This is a genomic window from Paracoccus fontiphilus (assembly GCF_017356265.1).
In the GTDB taxonomy this organism is placed as follows: domain Bacteria; phylum Pseudomonadota; class Alphaproteobacteria; order Rhodobacterales; family Rhodobacteraceae; genus Paracoccus; species Paracoccus fontiphilus.
In genome coordinates this window covers 18,348-35,886 of the sequence record NZ_JAFNAW010000011.1, presented here as the reverse complement: position 1 = coordinate 35,886, position 17,539 = coordinate 18,348, and the positions used below count along the sequence as shown (strand labels likewise).

15 protein-coding genes are annotated in these 17,539 nt (G+C 67.2%); 11 read left to right on the top strand and 4 right to left on the bottom strand.

What is annotated here, in order from left to right; all coding sequences use genetic code 11:
- Positions 1–29 precede the first annotated feature (29 nt).
- From rpoD to J0F76_RS06145, 6 genes are all read left to right on the top strand, one after another.
- Entirely contained in the window at positions 30–2,003 is a 1,974-nt protein-coding gene (rpoD, locus tag J0F76_RS06170) for an RNA polymerase sigma factor RpoD (RefSeq protein ID WP_207466893.1), read from the top strand.
- 133 nt (positions 2,004–2,136) lie between these two features.
- The gene (locus J0F76_RS06165; protein ID WP_242690027.1) at positions 2,137–3,723 is read left to right on the top strand and encodes a DNA recombination protein RmuC; all 1,587 of its coding nucleotides are present in this window, start codon (positions 2,137–2,139) and stop codon (positions 3,721–3,723) included.
- Complete coding sequence (locus J0F76_RS06160) at positions 3,720–4,142, top strand: secondary thiamine-phosphate synthase enzyme YjbQ (RefSeq protein ID WP_207466891.1); 423 nt, start codon at positions 3,720–3,722, stop codon at positions 4,140–4,142. The genes J0F76_RS06165 and J0F76_RS06160 overlap by 4 nt, the downstream gene beginning before the upstream one ends.
- A gap of 120 nt (positions 4,143–4,262) precedes the next feature.
- Entirely contained in the window at positions 4,263–4,727 is a 465-nt protein-coding gene (gene nrdR / locus J0F76_RS06155) for a transcriptional regulator NrdR (protein ID WP_207466890.1), read from the top strand.
- A 28-nt stretch (positions 4,728–4,755) separates the two neighbouring features.
- Positions 4,756–5,748 carry a bifunctional diaminohydroxyphosphoribosylaminopyrimidine deaminase/5-amino-6-(5-phosphoribosylamino)uracil reductase RibD gene (gene ribD / locus J0F76_RS06150; protein ID WP_207466996.1) on the top strand — a complete coding sequence of 331 codons (993 nt, stop codon included), beginning with the start codon at positions 4,756–4,758 and terminating at the stop codon, positions 5,746–5,748.
- Positions 5,749–5,850: 102 nt separating this feature from the next.
- A complete protein-coding gene (locus J0F76_RS06145; RefSeq protein ID WP_207466888.1) occupies positions 5,851–6,981 on the top strand; it encodes a zinc-dependent alcohol dehydrogenase family protein in 1,131 nt (376 codons plus the stop codon).
- Position 6,982: 1 nt separating this feature from the next.
- On the opposite strand, the gene J0F76_RS06140 is transcribed toward J0F76_RS06145, so the two are convergent.
- On the bottom strand, positions 6,983–9,400 hold the full coding sequence (locus J0F76_RS06140; RefSeq protein WP_207466886.1) for a penicillin acylase family protein: 2,418 nt from the start codon (positions 9,398–9,400) through the stop codon (positions 6,983–6,985).
- A 151-nt stretch (positions 9,401–9,551) separates the two neighbouring features.
- Between J0F76_RS06140 and J0F76_RS06135 the strand changes: the two genes are divergently transcribed.
- Positions 9,552–10,415 carry an NAD(P)-dependent oxidoreductase gene (locus J0F76_RS06135; protein ID WP_207466884.1) on the top strand — a complete coding sequence of 288 codons (864 nt, stop codon included), beginning with the start codon at positions 9,552–9,554 and terminating at the stop codon, positions 10,413–10,415.
- Here the strand turns inward: J0F76_RS06135 and J0F76_RS06130 are convergent.
- The 3 genes from J0F76_RS06130 to J0F76_RS06120 are packed head-to-tail and all read right to left on the bottom strand — an operon-like array spanning position 10,412 to position 13,464.
- On the bottom strand, positions 10,412–11,185 hold the full coding sequence (locus tag J0F76_RS06130) for a hypothetical protein (protein WP_242690026.1): 774 nt from the start codon (positions 11,183–11,185) through the stop codon (positions 10,412–10,414). The genes J0F76_RS06135 and J0F76_RS06130 overlap by 4 nt on opposite strands.
- Positions 11,182–12,582 carry a dihydrolipoyl dehydrogenase gene (locus tag J0F76_RS06125; protein ID WP_207466883.1) on the bottom strand — a complete coding sequence of 467 codons (1,401 nt, stop codon included), beginning with the start codon at positions 12,580–12,582 and terminating at the stop codon, positions 11,182–11,184. The genes J0F76_RS06130 and J0F76_RS06125 overlap by 4 nt, the downstream gene beginning before the upstream one ends.
- Before the next feature lie 57 nt (positions 12,583–12,639).
- Positions 12,640–13,464, bottom strand: a complete 825-nt coding sequence (locus tag J0F76_RS06120) for a 2-dehydro-3-deoxygalactonokinase (RefSeq protein ID WP_207466881.1) — start codon at positions 13,462–13,464, stop codon at positions 12,640–12,642.
- A gap of 95 nt (positions 13,465–13,559) precedes the next feature.
- On the opposite strand from J0F76_RS06120, the gene J0F76_RS06115 reads away from it, so the two are divergent.
- The 4 genes from J0F76_RS06115 (at position 13,560) to J0F76_RS06100 (ending at position 17,448) form a co-directional block, all read left to right on the top strand.
- On the top strand, positions 13,560–14,375 hold the full coding sequence (locus tag J0F76_RS06115) for a TIGR00282 family metallophosphoesterase (RefSeq protein WP_207466879.1): 816 nt from the start codon (positions 13,560–13,562) through the stop codon (positions 14,373–14,375).
- A 77-nt stretch (positions 14,376–14,452) separates the two neighbouring features.
- Positions 14,453–16,231: an SLC13 family permease gene (locus tag J0F76_RS06110; RefSeq protein WP_207466877.1), complete on the top strand. Its 1,779-nt coding sequence runs from the start codon at positions 14,453–14,455 to the stop codon at positions 16,229–16,231.
- A gap of 107 nt (positions 16,232–16,338) precedes the next feature.
- Complete coding sequence (locus tag J0F76_RS06105; RefSeq protein ID WP_207466875.1) at positions 16,339–16,563, top strand: hypothetical protein; 225 nt, start codon at positions 16,339–16,341, stop codon at positions 16,561–16,563.
- Between the two features lie 141 nt (positions 16,564–16,704).
- Positions 16,705–17,448 (top strand): YebC/PmpR family DNA-binding transcriptional regulator, encoded by a 744-nt coding sequence (locus J0F76_RS06100; RefSeq protein ID WP_207466873.1) that lies wholly within the window; start codon positions 16,705–16,707, stop codon positions 17,446–17,448.
- Positions 17,449–17,539 lie beyond the last annotated feature (91 nt).

The window sequence follows — 17,539 nt, the reverse complement described above, 5'->3', positions numbered from 1 at the left end:
GAATCACTGCCTGACAAAGGGAGCCCTGGATGGCCACCAAGGACGACGATCACGACAAGTCTGACAAGGACGACAACGCCCATTCGCTTGACATGAGCCAGGCGGCCGTCAAGCGCATGATCGCGGATGCGCGCGAACGGGGCTACATCACCTATGATCAGCTCAACGCCGTCCTGCCGCCCGAGCAGGTCAGCAGCGAGCAGATCGAGGACGTCATGTCGATGCTGTCCGAGATGGGCATCAACGTGATCGAAGACGAGGACGGGGCCGAGGAACCCGAGGGCGGCGCCGTGGCCGTCGTCGGCTCGTCCTCTCGCGAGGTTGCCGTCGCCACCTCGGAAACCGAGAAGCTGGACCGCACCGACGACCCCGTGCGCATGTACCTGCGCGAGATGGGTTCGGTCGAACTGCTGTCGCGCGAGGGCGAGATCGCCATCGCCAAGCGGATCGAGGCCGGTCGCAACACCATGATCGCGGGCCTGTGCGAAAGCCCGCTGACCTTCAAGGCCATCACCATGTGGCGCGAGGAGCTTCTGGACGAGGAGATCCTGCTGCGCGACGTCATCGACCTTGAAACCACCTTCGGCCAGTCGCTGGACGAGGAGGAGGGCGAGGAAGAGGAGTTGTCCGAGGGCAGCGTCCAAGCCGAGGCCTCGCAGAAGCGCGAGGAACTGGATGCCGATGGCAACCCCATGCGCAGCGAGGACGATGACGAGGAGGACGACGGCACCAACCTGTCGCTTGCCGCGATGGAAGCCAGCCTGAAGCCCAAGGTCCTAGAAACTCTGGAACTCATCGCCCACGACTACGAAGCGTTGGCCGCGATGCAGGACCAGCGCATGTCGGCCACCTTGAACGAGGACAACAGCTTCTCGGCCACGGCGGAAAGCGACTACCAGGTGCTGCGCAGCCGCATCGTCGGGCTGGTGAACGAGCTTCACCTGAACAGCAGCCGGATCGAGGCCCTGGTCGACCAGCTTTACGGCATCAACCGCCGGATCGTGACCATCGACAGCGGCATGGTCAAGCTGGCCGACGCCGCGCGCATCAACCGCCGCGAATTCATCGACGCCTATCGCGGGACCGAACTTGACCCGACCTGGGTGGACCGTATGTCCCAGCAGGCGGGCCGCGGCTGGCAGGCGCTGTTCGAACGCTCGCGCGAGAAGGTCGAGGATCTGCGCAACGAGATGGCGCAGGTCGGCCAGTATGTCGGCGTCGATATCGAGGAATTCCGCCGCATCGTGTCCCAGGTCCAGCGGGGCGAGAAAGAGGCGCGCCAGGCCAAGAAGGAAATGGTCGAGGCGAACCTGCGCCTCGTGATCTCCATCGCCAAGAAGTACACGAACCGCGGCTTGCAGTTCCTGGACCTGATCCAGGAGGGCAACATCGGCCTGATGAAGGCCGTGGACAAGTTCGAATACCGGCGCGGCTACAAGTTCTCGACCTATGCGACCTGGTGGATCAGGCAGGCGATCACCCGGTCCATCGCGGATCAGGCCCGCACGATCCGAATCCCGGTCCACATGATCGAGACGATCAACAAGCTGGTCCGCACCGGCCGCCAGATGCTGCACGAGATCGGCCGGGAACCGACCCCGGAAGAACTGGCCGAAAAGCTGCAGATGCCGCTGGAAAAGGTCCGCAAGGTGATGAAGATCGCCAAGGAGCCGATTTCCCTCGAAACCCCCATCGGGGACGAGGAGGACAGCCAGCTTGGCGATTTCATCGAGGACAAGAACGCCGTCCTGCCGCTGGACTCGGCCATTCAGGAGAACCTGAAGGAAACGACGACGCGCGTTCTGGCCTCGCTGACCCCGCGCGAGGAACGGGTTCTGCGGATGCGCTTCGGCATCGGCATGAACACCGACCACACGCTGGAGGAAGTCGGCCAGCAGTTCAGCGTGACCCGCGAACGCATCCGGCAGATCGAGGCCAAGGCGCTGCGCAAGCTGAAGCACCCGTCGCGCAGCCGCAAGCTGCGGTCGTTCCTGGATCAATGACGAAAGACCGCCTTCGGGCGGTTTTTCATTGCGCATCGCGTGACGTAGGTTCAGTCCGCCGTGCAATCGTCATGATCCTTGCAATCTTGGGGTAAATCATGAACGCTGCACGAAAGTTGCGCGAGGTTCCTTCATGTCCGCCGATACGATCCTGATCGTTCTCTGCCTGCTTCTGGCGGCGGTCGTGCTGTTGCTGGTCGTGACCATGCGGCGTCCGTCGAACGACGGCAGGGCGTCCGAACTGGAACGCAGGCTGGCCGAGCAGGCGGGGCTGCTGGACGAACAGCGCTTGAAGGCGGGCCGGCTCGAGGCGCAGGCGGAGCATCTGGAAAAGCGCCTGGCCGAGATCGGGTGCGAGCGCGACGACCTGTCGGACGCCCTGCAGATCGGAAGGCGCGACATCGCGCGTCTGGAAGGCGAACTCGCCTCGGCCCGGCTTGCCGCCGAGAAGGATTTGGCCGCCGAACGGCGCGAGATCGCGCGCCTGCACGAATTGCGCGACCAGGGGGATGATGTCGTTGCCAGGCTGACAGCGGATCGCGACGGCCTTGCCGAAGCCCTGCAGGCCGAGCGCCAGACCGTCGCACGGCTTGAACGCGACTTGTCCGAGGCTCGGCTGGCGGCCCAGAAGGATCTGCTGGCGGCGCAACGCGAGATTGCGACCCTCAAGGAACTGCGCGAGGAGATGACCGGGCACTTCAAGCTGCTGGCGAACGAGACGCTGAAGACCCAGGGCGCCGAGATGCAGAAGGCGCACGGCGACCAGCTGAGCGCCTTGCTTGCGCCCTTCCGCGATCAGGTGGACCGCTTCCAGAACGAACTGCAGGCGCGCAACAAGGCCACTGACGAGGAACGGGCCCGCCTGCGCGAACAGATCGAAGGCCTTTACCGCCGGTCCGAGGCGATCTCTCGCGAGGCGGTCAACCTGACGCGCGCCTTGAAGGGCGACAGCCAGAAGCGCGGCGCCTGGGGCGAGATGATCCTTGAACGCATTCTCGAGGATTCGGGCCTTCTGTCGGGCACGCACTACACCACCCAGACCAGCCGCCGGGACGAGGATGGCAAGACCTGGCGCCCGGACGTGATCATCAAGATGCCGCAGAAGAAGGTGCTGGTGGTGGACAGCAAGGTCTCGCTGGTGGCCTATGAGGAAGCGGTCAGCGCCGAAGACCCGACAATCTGCGACAGCGCGCTGCGCCGGCACGTCGCGGCGATCCGTACGCATATCGCCTCGCTTTCCGGCAAGGGCTATCACGCGCTTGAGGAAGGCTCGGTCGATTACGTGCTGATGTTCATTCCGATCGAAGGCGCGTTCTCCGAAGCCCTGCGCGTCGATCCCGACCTGACGCGGCACGCCATGGAAAACCGCGTGGGGCTGGCGACGCCGACCACGCTGATGCTGACCCTGCGCACCGTCGATCACATCTGGACGGTCGAGCGGCGCGAATCCAACGCGGCGGCGATCGCCAACCGGGCGGGCATGCTTTACGACAAGCTCCACGGCTTTGTTTCCGCGATGGAGGATGTCGGCGCGGCGCTGGACAAGGCCCACAAGAGCCATGCGACAGCCATGGACCGGCTGTCCCGCGGGTCCGGCAATGTCATCCGCCAGGCCGAATTGCTGCGCCAGCTTGGCGCCCGCAACCAGAAGCGCCTTGCGATCGGGCATGACGGCGACGACGAACTGCCCCTGCTGGGCAGCCCCGAGGCTGCGGAATGATCACGACCCTTTCCGTCGAGACCCGTGGCCCGGCCTGCCACGACATCACCCGGCAGGTCGCCGCCTGGCTGCGCGACGGCGGGGCGGCGGACGGTGTCGTCACCCTGCTGGTCCGGCATACATCCTGTTCCCTGCTGATCCAGGAAAACGCCGACCCGGATGTGCAGGCCGATCTTCTGGGCTGGCTTGACCGCATCGCGCCCCAGGCCGACCATCCCTCGATGTCCTGGCTGCGGCACCGGGACGAGGGACCGGACGACATGCCCGCGCATCTCAAGGCCGCCGTCCTGCCGGTCAGCCTGCAGGTCCCGGTCTCGGCCGGGCGGATGATGCTGGGGACGTGGCAGGGCCTCTATCTGGTGGAACATCGCCTTGCCCCGCACCGGCGCCAGGTCGCCGTGGCGTTTCAGGTTTTCTAGCGCGCGACATTCCGGTCACAGAGTACGCGGCTAATATGTTGTGCCTTGGGGATAAAGCTACCCAATCCCTGCCAAGCTGCCTATAGTGTTGGTGACCGGAGGACCGAAGGGGACAATCGGATGCGCTGCCCGTTTTGCGGAAACGTCGATACGCAGGTCAAGGACTCGCGCCCCGCGGAAGACAACGTCGCCATCCGCCGCCGCCGGTTCTGTCCCGCCTGCGGGGGCCGCTTCACGACCTATGAACGGGTGCAGCTACGCGATCTGGTGGTCGTGAAGACCAGCGGCCGGCGCGAGGATTTCGACCGCGACAAGATGGCCCGGTCTATCCGCATCGCCATGCAGAAGCGCCCGGTCGAGCCCGAGCGGATCGAGCAGATGATCAGCGGCATCGTGCGCAGGCTGGAAAGCACGGGCGAGACGGACATCCCGTCGAAGATGATCGGAGAGATCGTGATGGAAGCGCTGTCGCGCATCGACAACGTCGCCTATGTCCGGTTTGCCAGCGTCTACAAGAACTTCCAGGACGCCGACGACTTCGACAAGTTCGTATCGGAATTGCGGCCCGGCGCGGCCAACGACTGACGTGACCGCGCAGGACGACCTTCGCCACATGGCCCATGCCTTGCGGCTGGCGCGCCGCGGTCTGGGCAATGTCTGGCCCAATCCCGCCGTGGGCTGTGTCATCCACCGCGACGGCCATGTGGTTGGTCGCGGATGGACCCAGCCGGGCGGCCGCCCCCATGCCGAGCGGATGGCGCTGGACCAGGCAGGACCGCTGGCCAAGGGCGCCACCGCCTATGTCACGCTGGAACCCTGCGCCCATCACGGCCGGACGCCGCCGTGTGCCGAAGGGCTGGTCCAGGCCGGGATCGCCCGTGTCGTCTCGGCCCTGACCGATCCTGACCCACGGGTTGGCGGGCGCGGGCATCGGATGCTTCGGGACGCCGGCATTGTCGTGACCGAAGGCATCCGAGAAGCCGAAGCGCGCGAGTTGCAGGCCGGGTTCCTGTCGCGCATCCAGCGGGGGCGGCCCTTCGTGACGCTGAAGCTGGCGACCAGCTTCGACGGCCGCATCGCCACGGCCAGCGGCGAAAGCCAGTGGATCACCGGCCCCTCGGCCCGGCTGCATGTCCACGCGCTGCGAATGACGCATGACGCGATCCTGGTGGGGGGGAACACGGCCCGCGCCGACCGGCCGTCGCTTAACGTCCGCGGCATGACCACGCCGCGCCAGCCGGTGCGTGTCGTGCTTTCGTCCCGCTCGTTGCCCGACCTGCCGTCCGAGGGTCCGGCGCACGGTCCCTTGTGGCAGATCGACGCCTCGCCGTCGGAAGCGATGGAACACCTTGCCCGGCAGGGGATCACCCGCGTCTTCTGCGAAGGCGGTGGGGTGCTGGCGGCGTCCCTGCTGGGCCAGGGACTTGTCGATCAGATCGTCGGCTTCACGGCAGGGGTCGTGCTGGGTGGGGACGGGCTGCCCGCCGTCGCTTCCATGCAGCTTGTCCGGCTGGCCGATGCACCGCGCTTTGCCTTGGCCGAGACCCGTCAGGTCGGCGCCGACCTGTTCCACCGCTGGCGCAGGATCCTGTCCACGGCAGGATAGTGCCGCATCTGCGCCCTGCGAATGTCGGCTTATCCAAGGCCGGCATTTCGCTTGATGCGCCCCCCTCCGCCATGAAACATCGCGACACAGGGGAGAAACATCATGAAAATCCGCGCCGCCGTTCTCAGGTCGTCTCCGGCCGCAGCGCCTTTTGCCGAAAGCAGGCCCTTGGGGATCGAGGAGGTCGAGCTTGACCCGCCCGGCCCTGAGGAAGTCCTGGTCAGGATCGGCGCAGCGGGCCTGTGCCATTCGGACCTGTCGGTCATCAATGGCAACCGGCCCCGGCCCGTGCCCATGGTCCTGGGGCACGAGGCCGCCGGAACCGTGGTCGAGGTGGGTGCCGCCATCCGCGACCTGCGGCCTGGCGACCGGGTGGTGATGACCTTTCAACCGACCTGCGGCGGCTGCCTTCCCTGCGCCGAGGGGCGTCCCGCGCTGTGCCTGCCGGGTGCCGAGGCGAATGGCAGGGGCGTGCTGATGTCGGGCGCGATGCGGCTGCATGGCGCGGGGCATGACATCCATCATCACTGCGGCGTCTCGGCCTATGCCGATCATGCGGTCGTGTCGCGCCATTCCGTCGTCAAGGTCGATGCCGACGACATTCCCTTCGCGGAACTGGCGCTGTTCGGCTGCGCGGTCCAGACCGGGGTGGGTGCGGTGCTGAACACCTGCCGCGTCCAGCCGGGGCAAAGCGTCGCCATTATCGGCCTTGGCGGCGTGGGGCTTGCGGCGCTGCTGGGCGCCGTGGCGGCTGGCGCGACCCAGATCGTCGCCATCGACCTGTCCGACGACAAGCTGTCGCTGGCCCGCGACCTGGGGGCGACGCAAACCCTCAATGCGGCAAGGGATGGCATTGTCGATCATGTCCGCGCCCTGACCGGCGGCGGCGTCGATCACGCGATCGAGCTTGCAGGCGCGGCGCCGGCCTTTCAGCTTGCCTATGCGATCACACGGCGCGGCGGGCAGACGGTCAGCGCCGGGCTGGCGCCGCCCACGGCCGAGTTCCGCATTCCCGCCGTCAACATCGTCGCGGACGAGCGGACGGTGAAGGGCAGCTACATGGGATCCTGCGTCCCCCAGCGCGACATTCCGCGCTTTATCCGCATGTACCGCGCAGGGCAGTTGCCGGTGAACCGTCTGCTGACCCGCACCCTGACGCTGGACCAGATCAACGAAGGCTTCGACATGCTGGACCGGGGCGAGGCGATCCGGCAGGTGGTGCTGTTCGACTGACCTACCGGCCGGCCGGTTGAAGCGTCGTGACCCCGGTGGCCGCGGCACGGGCCAGTTGCGGGTCCAGCGACATGCCGATGTATTCGCCCCGACGCCACAACCCCGCCAGGTCGTCGTAATGGCGCGACAAGGGATGCCCCGATTGCCCGGTCGAGATGATGAAGACCGAGCTGTCGGGATCGGCCAGATCATAGACGCCGCGATAGGCGGGGCCGGTCCCCGCCTCGAACGGCGTGGCGCCGGTCCCCAGCAGCGTGGAATGCGACACGGTGAATGTCCCGCCCGAGATGGATTGCGTCAGGTTCACGATCCAGCCAAGCGCCGTGATCTGGCCCAGCCCCGGATGGACATGCCGCGCCAGATGGGCATCGCCCCATCGCCAGCTGGTCACGTCGGGGCCATAGCGCTGCGCCAGTTCCAGGATGGCGCGGTCCAGCGCCTGCCGGGCAATGGTCGTGCAATCCTCGGAAGGGGCGCTTTGCACGATGTCGCACCAGATGCCGGCGCCGTTGCGGTTGCGAAAGACCGAGTCGATGAAGCCCGGATGCAGGCTGCGGATGTCGTCGGCCACGGGGCCAAGCTCGTCCCGGATCAGGCGGTCCTGCAGCGCACCCATCCAGGCGGAATAGATCAGCGGCTCGGGCAGGTGCTCGCTCATGGCGCCGTCCCATTCGGCCAGCAGGTTCAACGCGTCCTGGCGCTGGCGTTCCGGGGTGCCGGGCGCGGCGGGTTCGCCGGTGAACCACAGATCGGCCCCGACAAGCGGCAGCAGCGCGCGGGCGGCGGGGCTGACGATGTCAAGCTGCGCCGCGATGAAGCTGTCACGGGAATGGACCTCTCGGTCGTTCAGCAGGTGCGAAAGGCGGGCGCGGCGCAGGGCGAGGGGGCCGCGCTCCTCGGTCGCGAAGGCAAGACCGCCGGTCGTGGCGCCATCCTCGGTCATGGGCACGAGGCCGGACCATTCCCCCTCGGCCAGCCAGCCTGGAACGGGCAGCGCGCCGCCGGTCGGGTGGCTTGCCGCGCGTTGCGGCATGGCGCCGACCGTCACCTGCCGGATGCCGTCGGCATCGGCCAGCGTCACCGCCATCGCCGGGGCGACGACACGGCCCAGCGCCGTCGCCGCGCTGCTGGCGTCAGTCGCCCGCATCATGCCGATCAGCGCCGACATGGTCGTATCGGTCCGCGACAGCCCGGTCCAGCGCAGCGCCGCGACATGGCCCATGGGCGTGACATCGGCCAGGCCGGGGTCCAGCAGCGGCACCAGGGGACCGTTGCGGCTGCTGCGCAGGGTGACGGCGCGGTTCGGCTCGTCCAAGACGCGGATCACCTCGCGCCGGGTGGTGAACTCGGTCCAGCCGCCCGCGCCGCGGTAACGGTCCTTGCGGCCCGGCTGGATCTCCTCGATGGCGATGTCGGCGTCGTCGATGGGGGCGGGCGTTATCCCCCAGGCAAGCTGCGGGTTGCGGCCGGAAAAGACCACCGGCATCCCCGGCACCGTGGCCCCGATCACGCCCCCGGATGTCAACTGCATCCGCGCGAGGTAGTAAAGCGAGGGCGCCACGAGCGGCGCCTGCGGGTCGCTGGCCAACAGCGCCCCGCCCGCCGCCGTCCGGTCGGCGGCCGCTGCAAAGCCGTTGGCCCCCAGGCCGCCGTTCGGGCGCAGGAAATCGGTTGCGTCGCGTTCCGGCGCGGGACCCTGCCGGGCCTCGGGCGGAGCAAGCCGGGCGCCGGGAAACAGGTCGGCATAGCGGGGCAGGGCGGGCGCATTGCCTTCGCCCAGAAGCAGGTCCGCGCCCCGCTCTGGCCATGTCAGCGACAGGCGGGCACGCAGGATCTCCTCGGCCGCGGAATTGCTGGACGCGGCGGCCAGCAGCTTCAGGATCGCCAGCGAGTCGGCGGGCTGCCAGTAGGCGATGTCCTGCGGCAGGACGAAGAACTCGGGAGCGCCACGGCCAAGCGCGCCCTTGTTGATCTGGGCGATCCATTGGTTCACGCCGTCGGAATAGGCCCGCAGCGCCGCCTGTGTCGCCTGGTCCTGCGACTCCAGCGAGGCGCTTGCGTTGCGGTAAAGCTCCAGCCGCCGGGCCAGGTCGTCGGCGGGAAAGGCACCTGCGCCATAAACCTCGGACAGGCGGCCTTGGGCCGCGCGGCGCAGCAGGGTCATCTGGAACAGGCGGTCCTGCGCATGGGCAAGGCCCAGGGCGAAGAACACGTCCTCGTCCGTCTGGCCGAAGATGTGGGGCACGTTCTCGGTTGACCGCACGATCTCGACCGGGGCCGAGATCCCTTGGACCTGCAGCGTCGCGTTGTAGTCCGGCAGGGAACGGACGGCGAAATACCAGGCCAGCACCACCGCGACGACCCCCAGCAGGATCAGGCCGATGGTCAGCCGCAGAAGCCAGCGGAAAAGGGTCAGCATGTCGGAAGATGATCCATGGGCCGGTCCGCCGCCTGTTTTTGGGGGTACCGGGTGCTTGACCATGGCACGCCGGGATGTTGGTGTGCTGCATAATGGAGGCGCGGCGCCAGTTCAACGGAGGGCGGGCGCCGGATCGGCAAACGGGGGCTGAATGGCTAGGCTGGCATTTCTGGGGTTGGGCGTCATGGGTGCGCCGATGGCGGGGCATCTGAAGGCAGCGGGCCACGACGTCACGGTCTTCAACCGCACCCGGGCCAAGGCCGAGGACTGGGCCGCCCGCCACGATGGCGCCTGGGCGGGAACCCCGCGCGAGGCCGTTGCGGATGCCGACTTCGTCATGACCTGCGTGGGCAACGACGACGACTTGCGCCAGATCTGCCTTGGCGCGGACGGCGCCTTCGCCGGGATGAAGCCGGGCGCGGTCTTCGTGGATCACACCACCGTTTCGGCGGCCGTGACCCGCGAACTGGCGCAGGCGGCGCAGGCGGCGAGGCTTGGCTATGTGGATGCCCCGGTCTCGGGCGGGCAGGCGGGGGCGGAAAACGGCCAACTGTCGGTCATGTGCGGCGGCGACCAAGGTGATTTCGACCGCGCCGCGCCGGTGATCGGCGCCTATGCCAAGATCTGCCGCCGCATGGGCGACGTTGGCGCGGGCCAGATCACCAAGATGTGCAACCAGATCGCCATTGCCGGGCTGGTGCAGGCGCTGTCCGAATCGCTGGCCTTTGCCAAGAAGTCCGGTTTGGAGGTCGAGAAGGTGGTCGAGGTCATCAGCCAGGGCGCGGCCGGAAGCTGGCAGATGGTCAACCGCCACAAGACCATGGACCAGGGCCAGTTCGAGCATGGCTTTGCCGTGGACTGGATGCGCAAGGACCTTGGCATCTGCCTTGCCGCCGCGGACGAGGTCGGGGCATCACTGCCGGTCACGGCCCTGGTGGACCAGTTCTACAAGGACGTGCAGCAGATGGGCGGCGGGCGCTGGGACACCTCGTCCCTGATCGCGCGGCTGGCCTAGGCGCGCTTCGCCTCGAAGCGTTTCAGGGCGGGCTCGGCGCGCGCCAGGGCGGTCCTGATGTGATCGGGAAAGCTGCCGGGCTTGATCGCCAGCGTGGCCGAATGCGCCGCGCAGACCGTGCGGGTGTCGCGCCAGTCTTCGGCGATGCGCAGCGCCCAAGCCCGGAAATCCTGCGCCGCACCGGGCCGGTCCTGCAATGCCTGCCCCAAGGTGGGATGGAAGCCCAGGCGGGGCATCCGCAGCAGCCGCCTCAGCAAGGCGGGGATCGGCAGCACGTTCAGCGTGTCGTCCACGTGCAGCGTGCCGCTGGCCGGGTGAAAGGCCAGCAGCGATCCGGCGTGGACCCGTTCGTTCTGGCAGATGTAGTCGATGCCGTCCGGCAGCGAAAAGCGAAGGTCGGAAAATCGCGAGGCGACCTTTGGTGATTCGACGGCCTCGGGCTGCCAGGGCAGGTCGGGCCATTTGCGGTGATGACGGTCCGACCCGAACAACTGCGCCTGCGGGAACATCTCGTGCATGGTCTTGCAGTGCAGAGTGTGGAACGGGTGCAGGTTCAGGACCGCCTCGACCGCGCGACCGCCATCGGTCAGCGCCATGACCTGATCCGCCACCTGTTCCCCGAAGGCATAGGAGTCCAGGAACACGAAGCGCCCCGAGGACAGCCGGACAAGCGAGCACTGCGTTCCCACGTTGACCAGCCCGCCGATCCGCAGGTTGCCGCGGATGTTCCAGAAGCCGTTGCCAAGTTCGATCACGCGTTCTGTCATCATGCCCCCGGCGGGTTGCTGTTGTCGCCTGTCGTCAGGTTGGCCTGCCCGCAAAGATCGCGCAGGGCAGGTTTCAGCCCTTCCTCCAAGGTCGGGTGATAAAAGGGTGTCCGCAGAAGATCCGACGCCGTTGCCCCGGCCATGATCGCCGCGACCAGAAGATGCGCCATGTGGTCGCCCCCCGGCACTGCCAGGTCGGCACCGATCAGCGTTCCCGATTCATCGGCGCCGAGGCGCAGCATCCCTTTTGCCTTATGCTCGACACGCGCACGGCCCTGGTCGGAATAGTCGCCATGCGCGTTGAGGGCGCACTTGTCGGGAGGGGCGCCGATGGCCGCGATGGGCGGATCGGTGAAGGTCATGGTGAACAAGGTCGGCCTGTCCCGCGGCTCGACCTCGGGGCAGCGGGCGGCATTGGTTCCCGCGATATTGCCGTCGATCAAGGCTTCATGCAGCACGGGCGCATCGCCATCGGCGTCGCCCGCCATGAAGATGGCGGAATCCCCGCAGCGCATCGTCTTGCGGTCAAGCTGCGGCACGCCCTTGTTGTCAAGGTCCAGGCCCGTAGCCTGAAGGTTCAGGTCCTTCAACGCCGGGGCGCGGCCTGTCGCGACAAGAACGTAGTCGAAATCCTCGGTTTCGCCGTCCCATCGCAGGCGAATGCCGTTGTCGGTAGCCGTCGGTTCCGGCTTGCAGCCAAGCCGCAGGGTGACATCCGCGGCGTAGATCGCGCGATAGGCATCATGGACCTTGTCGCAGCGGATGCCGGCCAACCGGTCGCCGTTGTCGAACAGCACCACCCGGACGCCCAGTCGTCCAATCGCCTGCGCCAGTTCGGCGCCCAGTGGCCCGGCACCGATCACTGCAAGGCTTTGCGGCAGATCCTCCAGTTCAAAGACCGACTCGTTGGTCAGCAGGCGCGCCCCAAGGTCGCGATAGGGCTTGGGGATGACCGGGGTGGAGCCTGTCGCGATCACGACGGTCCTTGCGTCCACATGCCGCCCGTCGTCCAGTTGCAGCCGGTTCGGCGCGACAAAGCGCGCGCGGGCATCAAGGCAGGTTCCCTCGGGCAGATCGGCATAGCTTTGTCTGGTCGCCTGCACGAAGCGGTCCCGTTCCGCCCTGACCCGCGCCATCACCTTGCGGCCATCGACGCGCGCCGGGGGAATGTCGATGCCCATGGCGCGCGCCCTGTCCAGGTCCGCATGGGCGCGGGCCGCAGCGATCAGCAGCTTGGACGGCATGCAGCCGGCGGTGGCGCAAAGCGTTCCCGCAAAGCCGTCGTCGATCAGCAGCGTGCGTGCGCCTGCCGCGCGGGCGGCCCGTTCCGCCGCCAGCCCCGCCGTTCCCGCCCCGATGATCGCCACGTCGCAGGTCAGGTCGGGCGTGGTCTCGGTCATGGCGGTGCTCCTTCGGTGTCGGCAACAGAACCGCAAGCCGCCGCCGGGGTTCCCCCGTCAGAGCATCCGGCGTGCCGCGCGAAATCCGTCCAGCAGCGCCTGCGTGGGATCGGCGGCCGCCGGAACGACCCTCTGCAGGCCCAGGGCCTCGGCATAGCGGTCGGCCAGCCAGCCCGCGCCAAGGATGGTGACGGCTTGGCCCAGCCACCAGGGCCTTGCCGCCGCAAGTTCCGCACCGATCAGCAGGCCTGCCGTCGCCGCATGGGCAGCGGCCAGATCCAGGTGCTCCAGCGCCACCTGCGCCCGGATCGTGGACAGATCGCCTGCCAGCCCTGCCGGGCGGGACATGGCTTGGCGGACCGCCTCGGCAAAGCCGGGGCCGGTGTCCGGCGCGCTGTCGATCAGGGTCAGCCTGTCCAGCAACTCGACCGTCAGGAAGCTGCGAAAGCTGACGATCTCGCCCGCGCCGACATGGGCCCAGACCGTTCCCTCGCCCGGAAGGCACAGAACGCCGTCAAAATCGGGATGGGTCGCCAGATGTCCGGCGATGCGGGCGGCGGCCGTGCCGATCAGGTCTGTCGGCCGGTCCTGCACCAGGCCGGGCAGGCGATGCAGCGTGATCTGCGGATCGATCTCGACCGGGGGCAGGGGCGGCGGGGGTGCGCAAGGCACCCTGGCGGACGCGCTGCCCGGCCAACCCGCCGCGATCACGTCGATCCTGGCCCCGGTCCCCAGCAATGGCAGCAGCATCTCGCGCAGGGCTGCGACGGGATCTGCGTTGTCGGGGGCGGTGATCCCGGCGCCTGCGGCCCCGTCGTGCATCAGCCAAAGACGCAGGGTTCCCCCGGCCGCTTCGACAGCGGCCCAATCGGCTTGATCCATCTCCATCCCTTTCCTGTCGCGGCAGGATGGCAACGCGGCGCCACCCTGTCCAGAGACGCCTTGAAGCGACCGCACTTCGGGCGTAACCACCGGCCATGAGAATTCTCTTTCTTGGCGATGTGATGGGGCGCGCCGGCCGGCGCGCGATTGTCGAGCGGCTGGCCCCCTTGCGGGCCCGCCTGAAGGCCGACCTGGTCGTGGTGAACGCCGAAAACGCCAGCGGCGGGCGCGGTTGCACGGCGGGTCACGCGCAACTGCTTCTGGAATCCGGCGCGGACTGCCTGACGCTGGGCGACCATGCCTTCGACCAGAAGGACATGCTGGCCTTTGTCGATCGCGAGCCTCGCATCGTCAGGCCGCTGAACTATGCGAAGGAAGCGCCGGGCCGGGGCAGCGCCATCATCAGCGACGCGCGCGGGCGCAAGCTGCTGGTCACGCAGGCGCTGGGGCAGGTGTTCATGTCGCGCCCTTATGACGATCCCTTTTCGGCGCTTGACGCGGTTCTGCGCGCGCACCCGCCGGGCGGCATGGTGCAGGCCGCGCTTGTCGATTTCCATGCCGAGGCGACAAGCGAGAAGATGGCCGCCGGCCATTTCTGCGACGGCCGCGCCTCGGGCGTGGTGGGGACGCATACGCATGTGCCCACCGCCGATGCGCAGATCCTGCCTCGCGGGACGGCCTACCAGTCCGACGCCGGCATGTGCGGGGATTACGACAGCGTCATCGGCATGGAAAAGACCGAGCCGCTGCGGCGCTTCATCACCGGCATGACCCGCGACCGCTTCACCCCGGCCGAGGGCGAGGCGACCTTGTCCGGCGCCCTGATCGTGACGGACGACCGCACCGGCCGCGCCACGGCGATCGAATCCGTGCGCGACGGCGGCCGTCTTGCCCAGACGCATCCTGCATAGACCGCTTGCGGTGACGGGGAAAACAATTCTATCACCCGCCTGGGCCGGCCGGTCGTCGGCGGATCGACAGGAAGCTCATGCTTGGATTTGACCTGACCGGAACGAACGCGGCGATCGCGATGCTGGTCATCGTGACGATCACCTTCATCCAGTTCATCCGCGAGAAGCAGCCGCCCGAGGTCGTCGCCATCGGTTCGGCCGCAACCATGCTGGTCCTTGGGCTGCTGCCGGCCGAGGACGCGGCGGGCGTCCTGTCGAACTCGGCCCCCTGGACGATCGCCTTCATGTTCCTGATCATGGGCGGCCTGCTGCGCACCGGCGCGCTGGAGATGATGTCGCGGCTGGTGACGGCGCGCGCGACCACCAACCCTGCCTTGACGATCTGCGCGCTGTTCGCCTTCGTCATCGTCGCCTCGGCGGTGATGAACAACACGCCCGTCGTGGCGGTGATGATCCCCATCTGCATCCAGCTTGCCGCCCGGCTGAAGATGGCGCCCTCCAAGATCCTCATGCCGCTCAGCTATTTCACCATCCTTGGCGGGATGATCACGCTGATCGGAACCTCGACCAACCTTCTTGTGGATGGGGTGGCGCGCGAACAGGGCATGGAGCCCTTCTCGATTTTCGAGATCGCCCCGGTCGGCATCGCGATCACGCTGGCGGGCGTCGCCTATTTCGCCCTGTTCGGACGGCGCCTCTTGCCCGACCGGACCTCGCTGGCCGGTTTCCTGGGATCGCGGCGGGGGATGAAGTACTTCACCGAACTCGCCATTCCCCAGGATTCAAGCCTGGTGGGCCAGAAGGCGGTCGAGGTGGCGCTGTTCAAGCGCGAGGCCGTGCGCCTGATCGACGTTCTGCGCGGCGATGCGTCCCTGCGGCGCAACCTGGCCGAGGTGGTGCTGGAACCCGGCGACCGCGTGGTGCTGCGGTCCGAGATGGCCGACCTGCTGGAGTTCCTGGGCAACAAGAACCTGCAGGTCGTGGACAAGCTGAGCTCGGTCGCCACCGAGACGGTCGAGGTCCTGATCTCGCCGGGCGCGCAACTGATCGGCCGCCGCTTGGGCGACATGCGCCTGCGCCGCCGCTACGGCATCTATGTGCTGGCGGCGCATCGGCGCGACCAGAACATGGGGCGGCAACTGGACGACCTTGTGGTCCGCGTGGGCGACACGCTGCTGCTGGAGGGCGCGCCCGAGGATATTGCCCGGCTGGCGGCGGACATGGGACTGGTCGATGTCTCGCGCCCGTCGATCCGGGCCTATCGCCGCGAACGCGCGCCCATCGCCATCGTCTGCCTGCTGGCCGTGGTGACGTTGGCGGCACTGGATGTCGCGCCGATCATGGTTCTGGCCTTTCTTGCCTCGGCCGTGATCCTGATCACCCGCTGCATCGATGCCGAGGAAGCGTTCTCGTTCATCGATGCCCGGCTGATGGCGATGATCTTCGCCATGCTGGCCGTGGGAGAGGCGCTGGAGCATACCGGCACCGTCCAGTTGATCGTGGACTTCGTCACGCCCTGGCTGCGCGACCTACCGCCCTTCGCGACGCTGATCGCGGTCTATTTCCTGGGTCTGCTGATGACCGAGCTGTTGTCAAACAACGCGGTCGCCGTGCTGCTGACGCCGATCGCCATCGCACTGGCGCAGTCGCTGGGCCACGATCCCCGCGCCTATGTCGTGGCGGTGATGTTCTCGGCCACGGTCGCCTTCGCCACGCCCATCGGCTATCAGACGCACATGATGGTCTATGGCCCCGGCGGCTATCGATTCAGCGATTTCGTGCGCGTGGGCGTGCCCTTGGACATCATCTGCGGCATCGTCGCCTGCCTGGTCATCCCGCTGTTCTGGCCGCTTTAAGCAGATGCAATGCTGCTATGCAGCATTAGCCATTGTTCCGGCCAAGTCATTGGCCGATATGATTGAACAAGGGGGGAAACGGCTTTGTGTTGCAAAGGAGTTTCCAGATGGCAAACACGATCACTTTCGAAAAACCGCGCAGCTCGGTCCTGGGGCTGATCGCCGCGCCTTTCGTTGCCATCGGCAAGGTTCTGGTGCTGATCGCCGAGGCCAGCCCGAAGGTCCGGGAGCTTGAGCGCCTGAACAGCATCAGTGACGCCGAACTGGCCCGCCGCGGCCTGACCCGCGACGGCGAGGTCCGCCGCATCCTGGGCGTTTCCGCCGCGATCTGATCCGCTGCAGCGATACTGTCCTGCGGGCGCCCATCCGGAAGGATCGGGCGCCTTTCTTCTGCGTGGGGCGTCTTGCGATGCGCCGTCCGGCTGGACTAAAAGCGCGCGAATCCTGTGAAGAACTGCGAAGGACGACCGATCATGGCAGGCCATTCCAAATGGGCCAACATCCAGCATCGCAAGGGCCGTCAGGATGCGGCCCGGTCGAAGCTGTTTTCCAAGCTGGCGAAGGAAATCACCGTCGCCGCGAAGATGGGCGATCCCGACCCTGACAAGAACCCGCGCCTGCGCCTGGCGGTAAAGGAAGCCAAGTCGAACTCCTGCCCCAAGGACGTGATCGACCGCGCCATCAAGAAGGCGATCGGGGGCGACGCCGAGAACTACGAGGAGATCCGCTACGAGGGTTACGGCCCGAATGGCATCGCCCTTGTGGTCGAGGCGATGACCGACAACCGCAACCGCACGGCATCCAACGTCCGCAGCTATTTCACCAAGTCGGGCGGCGACATGGGCCAGACCGGATCGGTCAGCTTCATGTTCGACCGCGTGGGCGAGATCATGTATCCGCTGTCCGCGGGCGATGCCGACACGGTCATGGAAGCCGCCATCGAGGCGGGCGCCGACGATGTCGAGACCGATGAGGATGGCCACTGGATCTATTGCGCCGACACCGCGCTGAACGAGGTCTCTCAGGCGCTGGAAGCGACCTTGGGTGAATCGGAAACGGCCAAGCTGATCTGGAAGCCGCAGGCTCCGACCGAGGTCACGGACCTGGAAACCGCGCAGAAGCTGATGAAGCTGATCGACACGCTGGAAGACGACGACGACGTCCAGAACGTGACGGGCAACTTCGATCTGTCGGACGCGGTGGCCGCCCAGCTGTAAGCTGGCCGGCCCTTGTCGGGGACGGTGGCGGGGGGCCAGCCCCCCGGTCCCTGCGGGACTCCCCCCGGGATATTTGGACCAAGATGAAGTG